The organism is Microbacterium sp. AC026, from assembly GCF_979258475.1.
Window position 1 is genome coordinate 1,090,765 of sequence record NZ_OZ409857.1, and the last position, 18,423, is coordinate 1,109,187.

General features: G+C 68.8%; 17 protein-coding genes, 1 tRNA gene and 1 pseudogene. 6 read left to right on the forward strand and 13 right to left on the reverse strand.

From position 1 onward, the window contains the following. Nucleotides 1-84: 84 nt before the first annotated feature. Complete coding sequence (locus ACZZ93_RS05585) at nt 85-1,467, reverse strand: PhoH family protein (RefSeq protein ID WP_372984294.1); 1,383 nt, start codon at nt 1,465-1,467, stop codon at nt 85-87. 197 nt (nt 1,468-1,664) lie between these two features. Beyond that, on the reverse strand, nt 1,665-2,444 hold the full coding sequence (locus tag ACZZ93_RS05590) for an isoprenyl transferase (RefSeq protein ID WP_056277965.1): 780 nt from the start codon (nt 2,442-2,444) through the stop codon (nt 1,665-1,667). Between the two features lie 96 nt (nt 2,445-2,540). On the opposite strand from ACZZ93_RS05590, the pseudogene trhA reads away from it, so the two are divergent. Beyond that, nucleotides 2,541-3,268 (forward strand): annotated as a pseudogene (gene trhA, locus ACZZ93_RS05595) (PAQR family membrane homeostasis protein TrhA). Nucleotides 3,269-3,284: 16 nt separating this feature from the next. Here trhA and ACZZ93_RS05600 read toward each other — a convergent pair. Continuing rightward, nucleotides 3,285-3,569 carry a hypothetical protein gene (locus ACZZ93_RS05600; protein ID WP_053095516.1) on the reverse strand — a complete coding sequence of 95 codons (285 nt, stop codon included), beginning with the start codon at nt 3,567-3,569 and terminating at the stop codon, nt 3,285-3,287. Nucleotides 3,570-3,638: 69 nt separating this feature from the next. Between ACZZ93_RS05600 and ACZZ93_RS05605 the strand changes: the two genes are divergently transcribed. Both ACZZ93_RS05605 and greA read left to right on the forward strand, forming a co-directional pair. After that, a complete protein-coding gene (locus tag ACZZ93_RS05605) occupies nt 3,639-4,025 on the forward strand; it encodes a DUF4307 domain-containing protein (RefSeq protein WP_053095515.1) in 387 nt (128 codons plus the stop codon). Between the two features lie 96 nt (nt 4,026-4,121). Continuing rightward, nucleotides 4,122-4,610: a transcription elongation factor GreA gene (gene greA, locus ACZZ93_RS05610; protein ID WP_463510629.1), complete on the forward strand. Its 489-nt coding sequence runs from the start codon at nt 4,122-4,124 to the stop codon at nt 4,608-4,610. A 76-nt stretch (nt 4,611-4,686) separates the two neighbouring features. On the opposite strand, the gene ilvA is transcribed toward greA, so the two are convergent. Then, nucleotides 4,687-5,916, reverse strand: coding sequence for a threonine ammonia-lyase (gene ilvA / locus ACZZ93_RS05615; RefSeq protein ID WP_053095513.1), 1,230 nt, complete (start codon nt 5,914-5,916; stop codon nt 4,687-4,689). Beyond that, on the reverse strand, nt 5,913-7,109 hold the full coding sequence (locus tag ACZZ93_RS05620) for an AI-2E family transporter (RefSeq protein WP_463510630.1): 1,197 nt from the start codon (nt 7,107-7,109) through the stop codon (nt 5,913-5,915). The genes ilvA and ACZZ93_RS05620 overlap by 4 nt, the downstream gene beginning before the upstream one ends. Before the next feature lie 79 nt (nt 7,110-7,188). Here ACZZ93_RS05620 and ACZZ93_RS05625 point away from each other — a divergent pair, with 79 nt between their 5' ends. Together ACZZ93_RS05625 and ACZZ93_RS05630 are read left to right on the forward strand one after the other, a co-directional pair. Then, nucleotides 7,189-8,451 (forward strand): winged helix-turn-helix domain-containing protein, encoded by a 1,263-nt coding sequence (locus tag ACZZ93_RS05625; RefSeq protein ID WP_056277957.1) that lies wholly within the window; start codon nt 7,189-7,191, stop codon nt 8,449-8,451. Continuing rightward, nucleotides 8,448-8,933, forward strand: coding sequence for a hypothetical protein (locus ACZZ93_RS05630; RefSeq protein WP_320491299.1), 486 nt, complete (start codon nt 8,448-8,450; stop codon nt 8,931-8,933). The genes ACZZ93_RS05625 and ACZZ93_RS05630 overlap by 4 nt, the downstream gene beginning before the upstream one ends. A gap of 90 nt (nt 8,934-9,023) precedes the next feature. Here ACZZ93_RS05630 and ACZZ93_RS05635 read toward each other — a convergent pair whose 3' ends face one another. The 3 genes from ACZZ93_RS05635 to ACZZ93_RS05645 all read right to left on the reverse strand — a co-directional run bounded on the left by ACZZ93_RS05635 (nt 9,024) and on the right by ACZZ93_RS05645 (nt 12,235). Then, nucleotides 9,024-9,590: a LemA family protein gene (locus ACZZ93_RS05635; protein ID WP_042542063.1), complete on the reverse strand. Its 567-nt coding sequence runs from the start codon at nt 9,588-9,590 to the stop codon at nt 9,024-9,026. Between the two features lie 87 nt (nt 9,591-9,677). Beyond that, entirely contained in the window at nt 9,678-10,991 is a 1,314-nt protein-coding gene (locus tag ACZZ93_RS05640) for a D-arabinono-1,4-lactone oxidase (RefSeq protein ID WP_372984291.1), read from the reverse strand. Beyond that, nucleotides 10,988-12,235 carry an alanine racemase gene (locus ACZZ93_RS05645; RefSeq protein WP_053095509.1) on the reverse strand — a complete coding sequence of 416 codons (1,248 nt, stop codon included), beginning with the start codon at nt 12,233-12,235 and terminating at the stop codon, nt 10,988-10,990. The genes ACZZ93_RS05640 and ACZZ93_RS05645 overlap by 4 nt, the downstream gene beginning before the upstream one ends. A gap of 322 nt (nt 12,236-12,557) precedes the next feature. Between ACZZ93_RS05645 and ACZZ93_RS05650 the strand changes: the two genes are divergently transcribed. After that, nucleotides 12,558-12,630: transfer RNA gene (locus tag ACZZ93_RS05650), tRNA-Leu, on the forward strand. Nucleotides 12,631-12,641: 11 nt separating this feature from the next. On the opposite strand, the gene ACZZ93_RS05655 is transcribed toward ACZZ93_RS05650, so the two are convergent. From ACZZ93_RS05655 to ACZZ93_RS05675, 5 genes are all read right to left on the reverse strand, one after another. After that, nucleotides 12,642-13,352: a DedA family protein gene (locus ACZZ93_RS05655; protein ID WP_463510631.1), complete on the reverse strand. Its 711-nt coding sequence runs from the start codon at nt 13,350-13,352 to the stop codon at nt 12,642-12,644. 1,096 nt (nt 13,353-14,448) lie between these two features. Beyond that, nucleotides 14,449-15,918 (reverse strand): NAD(P)/FAD-dependent oxidoreductase, encoded by a 1,470-nt coding sequence (locus tag ACZZ93_RS05660; RefSeq protein ID WP_053099042.1) that lies wholly within the window; start codon nt 15,916-15,918, stop codon nt 14,449-14,451. A gap of 39 nt (nt 15,919-15,957) precedes the next feature. Continuing rightward, nucleotides 15,958-17,235 carry a S8 family serine peptidase gene (locus ACZZ93_RS05665; RefSeq protein ID WP_463510632.1) on the reverse strand — a complete coding sequence of 426 codons (1,278 nt, stop codon included), beginning with the start codon at nt 17,233-17,235 and terminating at the stop codon, nt 15,958-15,960. An 11-nt stretch (nt 17,236-17,246) separates the two neighbouring features. Further along, nucleotides 17,247-17,789 (reverse strand): DUF501 domain-containing protein, encoded by a 543-nt coding sequence (locus ACZZ93_RS05670; RefSeq protein WP_053095505.1) that lies wholly within the window; start codon nt 17,787-17,789, stop codon nt 17,247-17,249. Nucleotides 17,790-17,857: 68 nt separating this feature from the next. Next, the gene (locus ACZZ93_RS05675) at nt 17,858-18,421 is read right to left on the reverse strand and encodes an FtsB family cell division protein (RefSeq protein WP_463510633.1); all 564 of its coding nucleotides are present in this window, start codon (nt 18,419-18,421) and stop codon (nt 17,858-17,860) included. Nucleotides 18,422-18,423: the final 2 nt, after the last annotated feature.

Genomic DNA, 18,423 nt, shown 5'->3' on the forward strand with positions numbered 1-18,423 from the left:
CGGAAGCGAATCGCCGACGCATCCGCCGGAACATGCGACAGCGGATGCCGTGACACCACGGCATCCGCTGTCGGACCACTCAGGTCAGCTGAGTTCGCCCCCTTCGAGAAGCTCGGTCACCAGGGCGGCGATCGCGGAGCGCTCGGACCGCATCAGCGTCACGTGGGCGAACAGGTCATGCCCCTTGAGCGTCTCGATCACGCTGGCGATGCCGTCATGACGGCCGACACGGAGGTTGTCGCGCTGGCCGACGTCGTGGGTCAGGATCACGCGCGAGTTCTGCCCCATGCGGCTGAGGACGGTCAGCAGCACGTTGCGCTCGAGCGACTGCGCCTCGTCGACGATCACGAACGCGTCGTGCAGCGACCGACCGCGGATGTGCGTGAGCGGGAGCACCTCGAGAATGCCCCGTTCGACGACCTCCTCCATGACGTTGCCTGACACGACCGAACCGAGCGTGTCGAACACCGCCTGCCCCCACGGGCCCATCTTCTCGCCCTGATCGCCGGGCAGGTAGCCGAGCTCCTGGCCTCCGACGGCGAACAGCGGGCGGAAGACGATGATCTTCTTCTGCTGCTGTCGTTCGAGCACCGCCTCGAGGCCGGCGCAGAGAGCCAGGGCGGACTTTCCGGTGCCCGCGCGCCCGCCCAGCGAGACGATGCCGATGTCAGGGTCGGTGAGCAGGTCGATCGCGATCCGCTGCTCGGCGGACCGCCCGTGCATGCCGAAGATGTCGCGGTCGCCGCGGACGAGCTTGTACTCGCCGTCTCCCGTGATCCTGCCGAGTGCGGAACCGCGCTCGGAGTGGATGATGAGCCCGGTGTTCACCGGCAGGCCCCTCGCATCTTCGCTGATGCCCACCTCGCTCTCGTAGAGATCGCTGATCTCGTCACCGGACAGGTCGAGCGTGGTGATTCCGGTCCATCCCGAATCGACGGCCTGCTCGGCGAGGTACTCCTCGGCACGCAGACCGAGCGAGGCCGCCTTGACGCGCATCGGGAGGTCCTTCGAGACGATCGTGACGTCCTGACCGTCCTGCGCGAGGTTCATCGCGACCGAGAGGATGCGGGTGTCGTTGTCGCTCAGCCGGATGCCGGCCGGGAGCACCGAGGAGTCCGTGTTGGCCAGCTCGACCCGAAGCGTGCCGCCCTCGCCGACCTCGACGGGGAAGTCCAGCCGTCCGTGCTCGACACGAAGGTCATCGAGGTGGCGAAGCGCCTGACGGGCGAAGTATCCGATCTCCGGGTCGTGCCGCTTGCCTTCGAGTTCGGTGATGACCACCACCGGAAGGACGACCGAGTGCTCGGCGAACCGGAAGAACGCCTGCGGATCGCTCAGCAGGACGGACGTGTCGAGCACATAGGTCCGAAGATCCTGATCAGGACCCTCCGCCCCCGCTCGCGTCGTCGTCTTACGGGTGGACTGCTGCGCGGTGCTGGTGGACTGCTGCGCTGTACGTGAGGTCACGACCCACTCCCGACCCGGGGAACTCCCGGTTATTCGAACGAGTCGACCAGGGGGTCACGAGTCGTCATCCTGAGGCCGACCCGACGGGCACCTTGCCCGATGCCTAGAAGCTACGACCAGCCGCCGACATTTGACGAACTCGACACGCCACGAGTTCGTTACGTGTTGGTTAACGCGGGGTGGCGTCGTCGTCGAGGTCAGCGGCCGAAGCGCCGGTCGCGGTCGGCGAAGTCGCGGATCGCGCGAAGGAAATCGACCTGGCGCAGGTCCGGCCCGAGCGCCTCCACGAAGTAGAACTCGCTGTGGGCGCTCTGCCAGAGCAGGAAGTCGCTCAGACGCTGCTCGCCGCTCGTGCGGATGACGAGATCGGGGTCCGGCTGGCCGCCGGTGTACAGATGCTCCCCGATCATCTCGGGGGTCAGATGAGCGGCGAGGTCCTCGATCGTACCGCCGGACGCCTGATGCGCCGTGACGATGCTGCGCACCGCATCGACGATCTCGTTGCGCCCGCCGTAGCCGACCGCGAGGTTGACGTGGAGGCCGGTGTGGTCGCGCGTGCGCTCCTGTGCGTCGTCCAGCACCTTCGCGAGCTCCGCGGGAAGGATGTCGGAGCGTCCGACGTGCTTCACACGCCAATTGCCCTCGCGCGACAGTGCCTCGGCGAGCTCGGCGATGATCTCGATCAGATCGGCGAGCTCGGCGGAGTCGCGCTTTCGCAGGTTGTCGCTCGACAGGAGATACAGCGACACGACCCGCACCCCGAGTTCGTCGCACCAGCCGAGGAACTCGCGCATCTTGGCGGCACCCGCCCTGTGTCCCTCCGCGGGAGTCTCGTAGCCGAGCTGCCTGGCCCAGCGCCGATTGCCGTCGATCATCATGGCGACGTGATGGGGAACGGTCTCCGGATCGAGATGGCGGCGCAGCCGGCTGGTGTAGAGGCGGTACAGCGGCCCCCGCCCCTGACCATCGCGTGTCATCACCTCCCTACGCTATCGTGTCGGCGTCGGCGGACCCAGGGCCGACGCTCAGGATATGTACGCTCGCCTGCATGGGAGCCCGCATAGAGTGAAGGCGTGAGCACTCCCGACTCCTCGGTACCTGACGTCCCCCAGCTGCCCCTCCTGGAGGAGGCCGCGCACGACGCCGCCGTCGAGATCAAGCCGACCTGGCGCGGCTGGATCCACGCGGCCACGTTCCCCGTCGCGATCGTCGCCGGGGTGGTGCTGATCACCGTCGCGCAGGGCGGCGCGGCCAAGTGGGCCGCCGCCGTGTTCATGGCCACCTCGCTGCTACTCTTCGGCAACTCCGCTCTCTATCACCGGATCGACTGGAGCCCGAAGGTCAAGGTGATCCTCAAGCGGATCGACCACGCGAACATCCTGCTGCTGATCGCCGGCACCTATACGCCGCTCGCCGTGCTCGCGCTGCCCCTCAGAAGGGCGCCCTGCTGCTCGTGTTCGTGTGGAGCGGGGCGCTTCTCGGCATCCTGTTCCGGGTGTTCTGGATCAATGCTCCGCGGTGGCTGTACGTCGCCCTCTACCTGCTTCTGGGCTGGGCTGCGGTGATGTACCTCGCCGACCTCTTCGTCGCGAACGCCACGATGATGGTGCTCGTCATCGTCGGAGGGCTCCTCTACACGGGGGGCGCAGTCGTCTACGCGATCAAGAAGCCCAACCCGTGGCCCGGCCATTTCGGGTTCCACGAGATCTTCCACGTGTGCACGGTGCTCGCGTTCCTGTGCCACTGGGTCGCGTGTCTGCTCATCGCCCTCGCACCGCTGTCCCCGTCACTCGGGGCCTGACCCGCCGAAGGCTCGGTCAGCGCTTCTCGGGGTCGTCGTCGCCCTCGCGCACGATCGGCAGGTCGGCATCCGTCTCGGTCGCCTCGTCAGCCGCCCGCGCGGCCTCTTCGGCGTCGAGCTCATCCCTGACCTCTTCGCGGTAGCGGACCCGACGGATGCGACGGTTCATGTCGAGGATCAGCAGGATCACCGCGATCAGGATGATCACGACGGCGGCGAAGCCGACGAATCCGGGCGTGACCAGCTCCGGTGCCACCGTCATCGTGGGCGTCGGCATCGGTGTCTCGGTCAGAGCGAGCATGGAGTCTGCCTTTCATGCGCAGGTCGCATAACCTGGAGTTACCAGCCTAACGACCGGAAGACCCACCCCGTGACGACCGCACAACAGCTCGATGACCGCTACGGTCGCACCCGCTCCCGCCGGGGGCCATGGATCGTCCTGATCGCCATCGCGGCACTTCTCGTCGGCGCGTTCGGCTGGATGATCGTCGCGGCGCAGATGAACGCGGTCGACTCGGACGATCTCGGCTTCGATCTGGTGGATGAGCACAGCGTCACCGTGCGCTTTCAGATCACCGGGGTGCAGGGCAAGGACGTGGCCTGCATCGTCGAGGCGCTGGACGAGGAGTTCGGGGTCGTCGGCTGGAAGGTCGTCGAGATCCCCGCCGGAGATGCCCATTCGCAGGCGCTCTCTGCCACGGTTCCCACCGTCTCGAGCGCCACGACAGGTTTGGTGAACAGCTGCTGGGTCGCTTAGACTCGAGCCAGACAGATGACGCCCTGGCACCGTGCCGGGGCGTCTTGGCATATCCCCCGCGGAACGTCGCCGGGTACCTAACGAAGGAGCTTCGTCATGTCTACTGACGCTCAGGTTCCCTTCCTCACGCAGGAAGCGTATGACCGGCTCGTCGCCGAGCTCGAGCACCTCTCCACCACCGGTCGCGAAGAGATCGCCAAGCGCATCGAAGCGGCACGCGAAGAGGGCGACCTCAAGGAGAACGGCGGGTACCACGCCGCCAAGGACGAGCAGGGCAAGCAGGAGGCGCGGATCCGCACCCTCGAGAACCTTCTCAAGACCGCCAAGGTCGGCGAGGCGCCCGCGAGCCGCGGCATCGTCGAGCCCGGCACGGTCGTGACCGCCGTGGTCGCCGGTGGCGAAGAGGTCTTCCTCCTCGGCAGCCGTGAGATCGCCGTGGGCAGCGACCTCGACGTGTACAGCGAGGCCAGCCCGCTCGGACAGGCGATCCTCGGACTCGAGGTCGGCGAGAAGTCCTCGTACGAGGCGCCGAACGGCCGCGCGATCTCGGTCGAGATCGTGAACGTCGAGACCTACACCGGCTGACGCGCTCCGATCACGCGCGCGTTCCGCGACGACAGAAGGCCCCGTCCGAATGGACGGGGCCTTCTGTCGTCGCGGGTCAGTCCGGAACGATCATCGGCTGGAAGCCGGCACGACGGAGGGTGTCGAGGGTGTGCTCGGAATGCTCGGTGCCCCGCGTCTCGACGCTGAGCTCGAGGAAGACCTCGCTGATCTGCAGCCCGTGCCCGTGACGGGTGTGCATCGCCTCGATCACGTTGGCGCCGGCCTCCGCGATCAGCTCGGACACCCGCGCCAGCTGACCGGGACGGTCGGGCAGCGGGATGCGGATCGTCAGGTACCGGCCGGATGCCGCCAGACCGTGAGAGACCACGCGCTGCAGCAGCAGCGGGTCGATGTTGCCACCGGAGACCACGGCCATGGTCTTGCCGCTGGCCTTCACCTTGCCGGCGAGGATCGCGGCGACTCCGACGGCACCCGCCGGCTCCGCGATCACCTTGGACTGCTCGAGCAGCACGAGGATGGCGCGTGCGAGGTCGTCGTCCGTCACCGTGACGACCTCGTCGACGAGGTCCTTGATGATCTCGAACGGGATGGCGCCGGGGCGCGCGACCAGGATGCCGTCGGCGATCGTGGGCTTCGTCTCGATGTCGACCGGGTATCCCGCTTCGAGCGAGGGAAGCATCGCCGCGGCGTTCTCGGCCTGGACGCCGATGATGCGGACGGTGCGGCCCATCTCGGCGGCCTTCGCCTTCACCGCGGCGGCGACACCGGCGATCAGGCCTCCCCCGCCGATCCCCAGCACGATCGTGTCGACGTCCGGAGCGTCCTCGAGCAGCTCGAGTCCGAGCGTGCCTTGGCCGATGACGACATCGCGGTGGTCGAACGGATGGATGATCACCGCTCCCGTGCGCTCGGCGAACTCGGCGGCGAGCCGCAGCGACGTCGCGACCGTCTCTCCCTCGAGCACGACCTCGGCGCCGTAGCTCCTGGTCGCCAGCAGCTTGGGCACCGGGATGCCGATCGGCACGAAGATGGTCGCCGGGATTCCGAGGGTCTGCGCCGCGAGGGCGACGCCCTGCGCGTGATTGCCGGCGGAGGCCGCGACCACGCCGCGCGCGCGCTCTTCGGCACTCAGCTGGGAGAGGCGATATGCGGATCCCCGGATCTTGAAGGACCCCGTTCGCTGCAGGTTCTCCATCTTGAGCACGACCGGCGCTCCGAGGACATCCGACAGAGCGCGCGAAGGCAACGTCGGCGTCCGCGTGATCACCTCAGCCAGACTCTGAGCTGCCTTCTCGAACTCGTCCAGGCTGGGGACTGCGCTCATCGATTCCTCCGTCTCCGCTCGCGCGGAACTGTGCTCCAGATTAGGTCTGCGTTCGGGACGTCGCCGGTCTTCCACGACCCCGTGCTGACGGTCACCGCTGCGACGTTGACGAACGCTGCGAGAGGCACCGCGAACAGCGCTCCGGGGATGCCGCCGACCATCGAGCCGCCGGCGACGACGAGCACGACCGCGAGCGGGTGCACCTTCACCGCGGAGCCCATCAGGATCGGCTGCAGGATGTGCCCCTCGAGCTGCTGCACGCCGAGCACGACGGCCAGCATCGCCAGAGCGATCCACGGCCCGTTGTAGACGAGGGCCAGCAGGATCGCGATCGCGCCGGTCACGACCGCACCGACGATCGGCACGAAGGATCCGAGGAAGACGAGCACGGCGACCGGGATCGCCAGCGGGACGCCGAGCAGAGCGGCACCCACGCCGATGCCGACCGCGTCGATCGCGGCCACCAGCAGCTGCGTGCGGGCGTAGTTGACGATCGTCGCGAAGCCGTTGCTCGCGGCCGCGTCGGCGGCCGGTCGCGCCGCGCGCGGGAACAGGCGCAGCGTCCAGCGCCAGATCCCCCGACCGTCGGCGAGCAGGCAGATCAGGATGAACAGTGAGAGGACCGCTCCGGTCACCACATGCGCGGCGGTCGTGCCGACCGCGAGAGCCCCGTTGAGGAGCGTCTGCGTCTGCTCGTTGATGATGCCGAGGCCCTGATCGATGTAGTCCTGGATCTGCGTCTCACTCAGGTGCAGCGGTCCGTTGAGAAGGAACTGCCGGAACTCCTCGATCGCCTGGGAACTCCGCGCCTGCACGTCGGGCAGCTGGGCGCGGACCTGCCAGATGACGAGCCAGAGCAGCAGGGAGACGATCGCGAGCGTGCCGATGATCGACAGCGCCACTGCCAGCCAGCGCGGGAACCGGTGGCGCAGCATCCACTGGAATCCCGGCCACAGCAGAGCCGTGATGAGGATGCCGACCATGAGCGGGATCACGAGGAGCTTCAGCTCGATCACGAGCCAGATGAATCCGGCCACCACCGCTGCGATCAGCAGGATGCGCCAGGAATATGCGGCCGTGATGCGGAGTCCTCGCGGGACGGCTTCATCGGCCTCGGTGGTCACCGTGCGATCCGGCGAGACCGGGCGCGGACGGAAGAGGTCTCTCAGCCGTGGACGCAGCTCTTCGCTCATCGCCCAAGTCTACGGCGCGGGCGCCGCGCGTCCGGACGTACGAGGCCCGGATGTCGGCGCTCGGAGATACCCTGACGAGGTGACCGAGACCCTCAGCTCCGCCCAGGCCCGTCGCATCGCGCTGGCCGCGCAGGGTTTCTCCCGCGCACGCCCCGCATCGGTGTCGGCCCGACACATCCACCGGGTGATGGATCGGCTGGGCGTGCTGCAGATCGACTCGGTCAACGTGTTCGCGAGGTCGCACTACATGCCGCTGTTCTCGCGTCTGGGAGCCTACGATCCCGCGCTGTTCGATCGGGTGTTCCACTCCCGGACCACCCACTACGTCGAGTACATGGCTCATGAGGCGACGTTCATCCCCATCGAGGATTGGCCGCTGTGGCGATTCCGGATGGATCACTTCCGCGCTCGATGGGCGGCGGCCGACTCGTGGATGAGCCTGAACACGCGGACGCTGCGCTGGGTGCAGGACGAGCTCAGGGCGCGGGGCCCACTGCGACCGGCGGATCTCCGAGAAGATGCGCCCCGCGAGCGCGGCACGTGGTGGGACTGGGATGACGTCAAGCTCGCACTCGAGCATCTGTGGCGCACCGGGGACGTCGCGATCAGCGGTCGGAAGGGCTTCGAGCGCAGCTACGCTCTCGCCGAGCAGGTGATCCCCGACGCCATCCTGTCGCGCCACGTGCCGCGGGACGATGCGATCCGCGAGCTCACACGTCGGGCGGCGCGCTCGTCGGGAGTCGCGACGCAGTCGGATCTCGCCGACTACCACCGCATCCGCGATCGCGCGGCGGTCTCGCAGTCGATCGCCGATCTGGTCGACACGGGCGAGCTGCTCCCGGTGTCGGTGCGGGGCTGGGACCGCGGTGGGCGCCCGCTCCCGAGCTGGCGACATCGTGATGCCGTGCTGCCGCGCCGCATCGACGCGTCAGCGCTGCTGACACCGTTCGATCCCGTCGTCTGGTTCCGCGACAGAGCGCTGCGCGCCTTCGAGCTCGACTACAGGATCGAGATCTACGTCCCCGCCGACAAGCGGCGATACGGCTACTACTCGCTGCCCGTGCTCGTCGGCGACCGGATCGTGGCCCGCGTCGATCTGAAGGCCGACCGCGCGACGTCGACGCTTCAGGTGCAGTCGGCCTGGTGGGAACCTCAGGCCAGGCCTGACGCCGACGCTGAGCGGATCGCCGCAGAGCTGGCGCTCGCAGCGGAATGGCAGGGCCTCGCGCATGTCTCGGTCTCGCGGTGGGGCACCGCGGCAGAGGCTCTTCACGCCGCACTCTCGGTTCGCCCGGACACGTCCGTGCGTCGCCATGTGCACGCGAGAGAGGTGCCCTCGTGAATCGCCGCAGGGCATGGGCGATCGGCGGCGTCGGTGCCGCTCTCGTCGTCGTGGTGGCGGCATCATGGCTGTGGCTGTCATCCGGCGATGTGTCCCCTGCTGCCGGTCCCCCGGCGACGAGCAGCGCACCGACGCCTGAGATCGATGTGCGCACGACCGCACAGCAGGCGCTGGACGACCACCTCGAGGAGTGCACGTCTGCGGAGGTCTCCGATGACGCCGTTCCCGACGGATGCGGGATCAGGATCCCCTGGGGCACCGAGTTCGCCTCGGTCGACGACGTCCGGTTCCGCATAGAGCAGCTGCCGGTCCTGGAGCTCACGGACGGTGGATTCGTCGCCGACGGGGGCGTCCTCGTCGCCACCGTGTCTGGCACAGGTCAGGACGGCAGTCCGAGGACCGAGACGTATCGCACGGACTCCTGGACGCTCCGCGGTGGCGTGACCGTCGAGGGTGACGTTGTGGAGCTCGACGTCTGGTGAGCGTCGCTCAGGCCCCGCGATCGACTCGCCACGGGCGGCCGGACATGCAGAAGGCCCGATGCGCTGGTGCGCACCGGGCCTTCTGACACATCAGAACTGCACGCGTGGCGGCTCGGAGATCGCGCCGCTGTCGGCGACCTCGAAGAACTCGCGCTCGGTGAATCCGAGTCCCTTGGCGAAGAGATTGTTGGGGAAGACCTTGATCTTGGTGTTCAGCTCGCGGACCCCGCCGTTGTAGAAGCGGCGCGCAGCCTGGATCTTGTCCTCGGTGTCGACGAGGGCCTGCTGCACCTGAAGGAAGTTCTGGCTCGCCTGCAGCTGCGGATAGGCCTCGGCGACCGCGAACAGGCTGCGGAGCGCCTGCTGCAGATGACCTTCGGCGATGCCCGCCTCGCCGGGGCTGCCGGCAGACAGCGTCTCCGCTCGCGCACGCGTGACGTTCTCGAACACCGCCTTCTCGTGCGAGGCGTAGCCCTTCACCGTCTCGATGAGGTTGGGTATCAGATCCGCTCTGCGCTTCAGCTGAACCGTGATGCCGCTCCAGGCCTCGTCGACGCGGACGTTGAGCTGCACCAGCGAGTTGTAGGTCGCCCAGAGGTAGATTCCGATGAGCAGAATCACACCGACGACGATCAGTACCGGCACGAGCCATTCCATCAGAGGCCCACCCTTCCTCGTGTTTGTCTCATCCTATCGGCGCAGCCTGCGCGTCGACTGGGTGTGCGACGGTCAGCTGCAGCCCCGTCATGCGCCGAGAACGCGATCCAGGTATCGGTTCGTGAATCGGCGATCCGGGTCGAGCCGGTCGCGCACGGCGGTGAAGTCGTCGAACCGCGGATAGCGCTCTCGCAGCTGCTCGGCGGTCAGCGTGTGCAGCTTGCCCCAGTGGGGGCGTCCGCCGTGCTCGAGCATGATCTGCTCCACGGCCTCGAAGTACACCGAAGGATCGGCGCGCCAGTAGCGGTGGACCGCGATGTACCCCGTGGCCCTGCCGTACGCCGTCGACAGCCACCTGTCGTCGCCCGCCGCGAAGCGCACCTCGATCGGGAATTCGATGCGCCATCCTCGTCGCTCGATGAGCTCGCGCACGGCGCGGAAGGCCGGCACGACGTTCTCGACGGGCAGCGCGTACTCCATCTCGCGGAACCGCACCGTGCGGCTCTGTGTAAGGACGCGGTGCGACAGCTCGGTGTAGCGCCGGTCGCCCGTGAGCTTCACCGCGAGCCTGTTGAACGGCGGAGTGATGACGGGTGCCACCTGCCCGGCGGCGCATACCGCCCGGTATACGCCGTTCGAGAGCAGGGTCTCATCGATCCAGCGCCCTACGACGGGGAGAGGCTGCCGCCGAGTCGACTCCGGCAGTCTGGTCTGTCTCTTGGTCAGAGCGATGTCCGTGTGCGGGAACCAGTAGAACTCGAAGTGGTCCGATTCCTCGACCCGACTGTGCAGGGTCTCGAGAACGTCGTCGAGAGGCGCTGGCTCGTCGACTGCCTCCATGAGGAGGTTCGGCACGCACTGCAGCGTGATGTCGACCAGGATCCCGAGTGCGCCGAGCCCCAGAGTGACCGCGGGCAGCAGATCGGTGTTCTGCCTCTCGTCCACTCTCAGGAACTCGCCGGCTGCGGTCACCATGGTCGCCGCGACGACCTGTGTGGCGAGTCCCCCGAACCCGGACCCGGTCCCATGGGTCCCGGTCGAGATCGCGCCGGAGATGGACTGACGGTCGATGTCGCCGAGGTTCTCCATGGCGAGACCGAACGGCGCAAGCAGTGAGGGGATGCGGTGCAGCCGGGTTCCCGCGAGCAGAGTCGCGCGGCCGGTGGACGCGTCGGCCGATACGAGTCCTTGCATGTCGTCGAGTTCCAGGAGCACCCCGGGGGCGACGGCGATGCCCGTGAAGCTGTGCCCCGCTCCGACCGCCTTCACGGTGAGACCTTGCGACACAGCCGCCCGGACGGCGCGCTGCACCCCTTCCGGCGTGCGCGGGCGCTCGACGCGGAGCGGCTTCACCTGCGCCGACCGCCCCCAGTTCTGCCAGGTTCCGCCGATCCGGGTCACAGGAACGCCTTCCCCTCGCCGCGATACGTGGGAAGCTCGTCGACGATCTCGTCGCCGGAGACGAGCTGGTAGCTGTCGATGCGCTCGGCAGGCTCGCCGCTCTTCGCGTGGCGGAACCAGACCCGATCGCCCACTCCGAGGTGCTGGGCCTCTCGCCCCTGCAGCGGTGTCTGCACCTCGCCCGCGGCCTCGCGCGACAGAGTGCGCAGTCCCTGCGGCCAGACGGGCGACGGCTGTCGCGACGTCACGGCGGGGCCCGAGGCGATCCATCCGCCACCGAGCACGGTCGCGATGTCGGCGGCCGGCCGCCGCACCACGTCGAACGCGAACGCGGACGCCGGTGCCGGGCGGAAGGATCGATACCCGTCGAAGAGGTGCCCTCCGAGCAGTCCGCTGCCGGCACTCGCCTCGGTCAGCGATTCGTCGCTGCCGGTGAACTCGAGGGAGCCGGTCCCTCCGCCGTTGAGGAACTCGAGAGGGGCGATCTCCGAGAGTGCGCCGACGATCGCGGCTCGTCGGTCTCGCAGCTCTGACCGGGAGCGCGCCTGCATCAGACGGATCACCGGCGCGTCCGGTCCCGCGTTGTCGCCCTGCCCGGCGATCTGGGCCTCGTACATCTGCAGGCCGACGAGCGTGAAGCCGGGGCGTCGGACGATCGTACGAGCGAAGGCCGCCACCTCTCCCGGAGTGAACAGCGCGGACCTGCGGACGCCGATATGACCGAGCGCCGCCGATCGCAGTGAGGCGTCCGCGTCGATCGCGACACGGATGTCGGGGCGATGGCCGGCAGGCGCGACGCTGTCGACGATGTCGAGATGCGCCGGGTCGTCGACCATGAGCGTGATGCGCCGCACCGCCTCTTCTGATTCGAAGAGCTGCGCGAGTCCCGCGCGATCGACCGTCGGGTAGCCGATCACGATGTCGTCATGGGTCTCGGCGAGCCAGAGCGCTTCGGCGAGGGTGAACGCGAGAATCCCCCGGTAGCCGGGAAGCTGCAGCACCGCGTCGAGCACCGAGCGCACGCGCACCGACTTCGAGGCGACGCGGATCGGCAGTCCGCCCGCACGGACCAGCAGATCCAGGGCGTTGTGCCGGAGCGCTTCTCTGTCGATCACCGCCACGGGAGCAGAGAGGTGGCCGGTCGCCGCAGACAGGCGCGGCCAGTACCGTGACGGGTCGTGCCACTCGGGGGAGACTGCGTTTCGTCCCTGATCGGGGCTCATATCGGCGATGAGGTCGAGCACTCCCCACCCTATGTCCAGCGCGGACGCGGATTCATGCTTTCTGAGATCGAGTCGCAGCGCAGTCGTACGGCCACGTCCGGAATCCCGGTACTTTAGCCGCAATGCTCGTAATGAACATCCACGGTCGCCGTCTCTATCACTGAGGCCGTCATTCGTGGCGGCTCACCGGCCGTGCCCGGCCGGTTGCCGGGGGTAGCGATGCTGTCTCAGCAGCATCACAGGGAGACGGGCGCTGGGACGCCCGTCTCCCTTCGCCCTGTCCGTGCGGGATGCGGCGCCGGAGCGGCCGATATACCCGTGTAATCTGAGCCAGTCACATGGAGCCCCCGTAGCCCAATGGCAGAGGCAGGCGACTTAAAATCGCTTCAGTCTGGGTTCGAGTCCCAGCGGGGGCACAGCGCGCTTCTCAGCCATCCGCGCGTCCATCTGCCGCGCCGCGGGTCTGTCCGTTCGCGGATGCCGACCCGCGCGCCTCACGGATTCGGCGCAGGACCAGCACACCGACGGCGATCGCCAGCGCTGAATACACGGCGTAGTCGAGATACCCGAGCAGGTGCTCGAGCTGCTCGTGCTGGGTTCCCAGCAGGGCACCCACCCCGATGAGCAGAGTGTTCCAGAGGCCGCTGCCCACGATGGTGTAGACGCTGAATCGCGCCAGGTTCATCCGCGTGGCACCCGCAGGGATCGAGATCAGGCTGCGGACTCCGGGGACCATCCGCCCCACGAGCACCGTCCACCCTCCGCTTCGCTGGAACCAGGCCACTCCCCGGTCCAGATCGCCGCGGCTGACCAGCTTGGTGGCCGCGAGAAGCCGCACCGCCCGCTCGATGCCGATGGCCGCCCCGAGCCAGTAGAGCAGGAGCGCTCCGATCCATGAGGCGAGGGTGCTCCACACGATCAGCCAGCCGAGCGTGAGGTCGCCGCTCTGGCTCAGGTACCCGGCGAACGGCAGGATCACCTCGCTCGGAATGGGCGGGACGAGGACCTCGAGGAACACCAGCACGCCCACGCCGATGTCGCCGAGCTGGGTGAGGATGTCGGCGGCGAACCCGGTGAGGCCGGAGAATCCGTGATCCGACGGCGATGACTCGGCGGCCGCCATGATCGCGCCGCTCATCGGCCGAACAGATCGCCGATTCCGGGGATGCCGAGGTCGCCGAGCCGCTGACCCCATTCGCTCGCGGTGTCGCCGAGGCCCGAGACGGTCTCACCGGCCGATCCGAGAACACCCTCAGCGGCTCCCGCGAGCTCCTCTCCGCCGAGTCCGCTCGCGATCGCCTCGACGTCGACACCCTGCGCGAGCGCGTCGAAGTCGACACCGAGCCCGGCCGCCTGCTCGAGAAGGGGGCGGCGACGGCACTGCCGACGGCGCCGACCGCCACGATGCCCAACGCGCCCACGGCGGCGCCGCCGACGGCACCGGCAGCGCCGAACCCGCGCACCCGCGACAGGATGCCGCGCATGCGTCCGGGGTGCGCCGCCTCGGAGCGCCCGGCCGCGCGTGCGAGATCCTCCGGCGAGGACGAGGTCGGGCGTTCGCCGGGCGCGAGCTCCGTGTTCATGCGCTCCTGCACCTGCGCGCGCTGCGCCGGCGTCAGCCGCGCGAACGCCTCGCGATGGATCTGCTCGACGCGGTGCGGATCGGCGGTCTCGAGCAGGTAGTCGTATCGTGCGATCGCGGCCCGGTCGGCGTCCGACCCCGATCCGGCTGCACGGGAGGCGGAGGCGGCACCGGCAGGAGGCGGAGAGTACGGGTCACGCGACGTCCGGTGCACCGGCGGAGGAGAGTATCGATCATTCTCCGGGTGACGCCGTCCGGGCGCGGGAGGCGTCTGCCCCCGCGAGCCGTCGCGATCCGTGCGGGATCCGCTCTCGTCGAGATCGAGGGCGCGAGCGGCCATCCCGAGCAGTCGGTTGAGTTTTCCCATGGTGACGATTCCTTCGTGGTGTGGACGACCACGGGTCTCGACAGCGGTGCGGTGAGGGTCCTTGGCCGTCCGCGGATACGGACGCCAGGTCTCCTCCACCCTCACGGGCCGGTGGGCCGGGACACGACCTCGTATCCGTAATGACGACACCACCGCAGACGGGAGTACTCCCCTTGCGCTGCCGACGGTAGCAAGCGCGCCTATGAACGGGGTGCGAGACACGCCCCGTCGGCGGAGACGACGAACGCCCCGACTCCGGAGGAATCGGGGCGTTCGAGGAGAGGACTACTTGGCGGCAGCCGTCTCGGCGGTCTTCTTGGCGGCCGGCTTCTTGGCACCGGTCTTCTGGCCGGCGGGCTTCTCGTCAGCAGCCTTGTCGACGGCGGTCGCCTGCGCGGCCGGAGCCGTGACGGCGGGAGCCGGCGCATCGGCGGCCGGACGCGGGCGAGCGGCGAACTCCTCGAAGACATAGCGCGGGTTCTGGACCGTCTCGAGGTTCACCAGGTCGCGACCGAGCCACAGGTTGTTCCACCAGCCCCACACCACGCGGAACTTGCGCTCCCACGTGGGCATCGCGAGGCCGTGGTATCCACGGTGGGCGACCCAGGCGACGAACCCCTTGAGGGCGATCTTGCCGGACTGGAAGACACCGTTGTAGAGCCCGAGGCCCGCGACGGCGCCGAGGTTCTTGTGGAAGTACTCCTTCGGGTCCTCGCCACGCAGCACGGCGACGATGTTCTTCGCGAGGAGCTTCGCCTGACGGACGGCGTGCTGGGCGTTCGGCACGCAGAAGCCGCCGACGCCACCACCGGACAGGTCGGGGACGGCAGAGACGTCACCGGCGGCCCAGGCCCCGGGAACGAAGGCCTCGGGGGTGCCGACACGGAGGTCTGCACGGGTCTGGATGCGGCCGCGCTCCTCGATCGGGAGGTCGCCACCGCGCACCACCGTCGGGTTCGCCATGACACCGGCGGTCCAGACGATCAGATCGGTGGGGATGACCTCACCCGTCGACAGCTCGACGTTGCCGTCGACCGCGCTGGTGAGCTGCGTGTCGAGGTGCACGTTGGCGCCGCGCTTCGCGAGGTCCTTGAGCACCCACTCGCTCGTCTGCAGCGAGACCTCGGGCATGATGCGCCCCATCGCCTCGATCAGGTGGAAGTGGGTGTCGTCGAAGGTCAGCTGCGGGTACTTGCTGACCAGCGACGAGGCGAGCGAGCGCAGCTCGGCGAACACCTCGATGCCGGCGAAGCCACCGCCGACGACGACGACGGAGAGCAGGCGATCACGCGCGGGGCCCGCAGGCAGCGACGCCGCCTTGTCGAAGTTCGACATCAGGCGGTCACGGATCGCGACGGCCTCCTCGATCGTCTTCAGGCCGATCGCGTTGTCGGCGATGCCCGGGATCGGGAAGGTGCGCGAGACGGCACCCGCGGTCACCACGATCTGGTCGTACGCGAACTCGTACGGCTCGCCCACGGGAGGCGTGATCGTCGCGACCTTCTCGGCGTGGTTGATTCCGGTCACCTTGGCGGTGAGCACGTTCGTGCGCTTGAGGTGACGACGGTGGGCGACCACCGAGTGTCGGGCTTCGATCGAGCCGGCGGCCACCTCGGGGAGGAACGGCTGGTACGTCATGTACGGCAGCGGGTCGACCATGGTGACGTCTGCTTCACCCTTGCGAAGGTGCTTCTCCAGCTTCCACGCCGTGTAGAAGCCTGCATAGCCTCCACCGACGATCAGAATCTTGGGCACAGTGCTGTTCTGAGGCACAGGGGGACAACTCCTCGGGAGTCAGGAATGTGGCGTGCGTGCGCGCGCCGATCGGATGCGCCGGGCAGCTGCGGTGACGCCAAGCGCTATCAGGATACCAGGGACTGTGAGCGCGATGAGCGGCAGGGTACCGTAGCGCAGCGATTCAGCGCTGGGAAGCAGCGGTGAACCGGCTTCCGTCGGCGCGTCCGCATCCGGCAGAGGCGGCACCTCGACCGGCGCGGCGGTGGGTTCCGGCTGCGGGACCGTCTCCGCCCGACGGAACAGGCGGACCCACTCGGCGAGGTCTCCCATGGGGTTCTCGGAGACCTTGGGCACGTCCCTGCTGATCGCCGCCTCGGCATCCACCAGACCATAGCCGTAGAGGGGGTCGGGAGGGTCCGCCATGCCGGGGACCTCGATCGCCGTCTTGATGATGCGGTTGATGACGTTGGCGGCATCGAGCTCGGGATGCGCAGACCGGACGAGGGCCGCGATGCCCGCGACGATGGGCGCCGCACCGCTGGTGCCGCTCCAGGGCACGACCGTGCCGTCCGCCGAGACACCGCGCAGGCCCTCGCTGGGTGCCGCGATGCCGATGGTGATCCCCTGCGTCGAGGCTTCGATGCTCGCCGTGCCCGTCTGATCGACTCCGCCGACCGTGAGCACGCCGGGGATCGTCGCGGGGGCGCCGATGATGTCGGTGCCGCTCCCCCGATTGCCCGCCGCGACCACGACCACGACGTCGTTCTCGAAGGCGTAGAGGAACGCGTCGTCCCAACTCTTGTCCCAGTCCAGCGTGTTCGTGGTGAACGAGAGGTTGATGATGTCCGCCCCGTGATCGACCGCCCAGCGCATCGCCTTCGCCACCTGCTCGGTGAACGGCACGGCGGCAGCTGCGCCGAACCCCACGGAGATCGAGAGCAGGTCGGCTTCGGGGGCGACGCCGATCATGCCCTTGCCGTCGGCCGCGCCGCGCCCGGCGGCGAGGGATGCGACCCACGAGCCGTGATTGCCGTCGATGGCACCCACCGGGGTGCGCCCGTCGGGTGTCCCGGTGCCGGACACGTCCGTGCCGCCGACGACGGCCCCGTCGAACACTCCCGGGACCTTGGCGATCCCGGTGTCGATGACGGCGATGGTCACTCCGTCGCCGCGGGTGGTCTGCCAGGCGTCTCGGATCCCGGCGCCATCGAGCCAGTATTCGGCGGCGCGCACCGGATCGGCGGGATCATCGGGCACCGGCGGCGGCGTCGCCGCTGCGCCGAGGAGCAGGACGGATGCCACGATCGTCGCCACCGCGACGCCGTTGCGCAGCATCCGCGGCGGCCTCATTCGGTCGACGCCTCGACGTCGCGCAGCGCCGCGCCCGGGGCGTCGCACCGGCACTTCTCGGGAGACCACGTCGAACGCTCGAGCGCCACGTCGCCGATCGGGTTCACGCCGGGGCCGGCCGCGAGAGCGTGACCGGCCAGAGCGTGCAGGCACTTGACGCGCGTGGGCATGCCGCCCGCCGAGATGCCGTCGATCTCAGTGACCTCCCCGAACTGCGCACGATCGGCGAGGTAGGCCTCGTGCGCCGCGAGGTAGGCCGCCGCGACCCCGTCGTCCTCGGCGAGGAGCGCCGCGAGCTCTGGCATGACCTGCGTGGCCTCGAGAGTCGACATGGCCGCAGTCGCGGCAGGGTGGGTGAGGTAGTAGAAGGTGGGGAACGGCGTTCCGTCCGGCAGCCTCGGCGTGGTGGCGACGACCGTGGGGTTGCCGCAGACGCAACGGGCTGCGATGCCGACGACGCCGCGAGCGGTTCTCCCCAACTGGGCCGACACCACGGCGAGTTCGGCGGTCGTGGGGGCGGGGAATGGCGGCGTGGTCACCCGACCAGCGTACGGGAGCCGACCGGGAGGATGCTCGGAGCACACGCCCCGTGCGGCGGCGGCGCAGGTCAGCGGGCGACTGCGGCCGTGTCGCTGAGTCCGGCGGACGTGAGAGTGCGCAGGAGCTGCGGCATCCAGTCGGAGGGCGTCTCCTCGAGCGTGTCGCTGACCGGGCCCTGCTGCTGCGGAAGCGCGGCGGGGTCGAGGTCGTTGTCGATCAGGTACACGACCTCGCCGGGCTTGACGTAGTACAGGCGCTCACGCGCCTGGGTGGTGATGTACGCCGGGTCGTTCCAGCGTTCACGCTCTTTCTCGAGCGCGGCGATCTGGTCTTCGGAGACCTGGATCGACTGCTCCAGAGCCGAGATCTTCTGCCTCTGATCGATGAAGGTGCCGAGCGTAGGCACCAGCACCCATGCGCCGAGGACCACGAGAGACAGCATGATGACCGAGAAGGCCGACAGGCGGATGCCGGAGGCCCACTCGCGCACATCGACCCTGCGGTCCTGCGCGCCTCTGCTCGCCGCGCCCCGGGGCGTCCGACCCGCGGTGCGCTGTGCGGGCGACGGCGGCGCTGAGGCGGGCCGGGACGACCCCGGAGACGCCGAAGGAGGAGCCGGTCGTCGTGCCACGG

Bases quoted from the DNA above. Each gene is read 5' to 3' on its own strand.
- ACZZ93_RS05590 (WP_056277965.1), bottom strand. From the start codon at position 2,444: ATGACACGCGATGGTCAGGGGCGGGGGCCGCTGTACCGCCTCTACACC.
- ACZZ93_RS05600 (WP_053095516.1), bottom strand. From the start codon at position 3,569: ATGCTCGCTCTGACCGAGACACCGATGCCGACGCCCACGATGACGGTG.
- greA (WP_463510629.1), top strand. From the start codon at position 4,122: ATGTCTACTGACGCTCAGGTTCCCTTCCTCACGCAGGAAGCGTATGAC.
- ilvA (WP_053095513.1), bottom strand. From the start codon at position 5,916: ATGAGCGCAGTCCCCAGCCTGGACGAGTTCGAGAAGGCAGCTCAGAGT.
- ACZZ93_RS05620 (WP_463510630.1), bottom strand. From the start codon at position 7,109: ATGAGCGAAGAGCTGCGTCCACGGCTGAGAGACCTCTTCCGTCCGCGC.
- ACZZ93_RS05635 (WP_042542063.1), bottom strand. From the start codon at position 9,590: ATGGAATGGCTCGTGCCGGTACTGATCGTCGTCGGTGTGATTCTGCTC.
- ACZZ93_RS05655 (WP_463510631.1), bottom strand. From the start codon at position 13,352: ATGAGCGGCGCGATCATGGCGGCCGCCGAGTCATCGCCGTCGGATCAC.
- ACZZ93_RS05665 (WP_463510632.1), bottom strand. From the start codon at position 17,235: ATGCTGCGCAACGGCGTCGCGGTGGCGACGATCGTGGCATCCGTCCTG.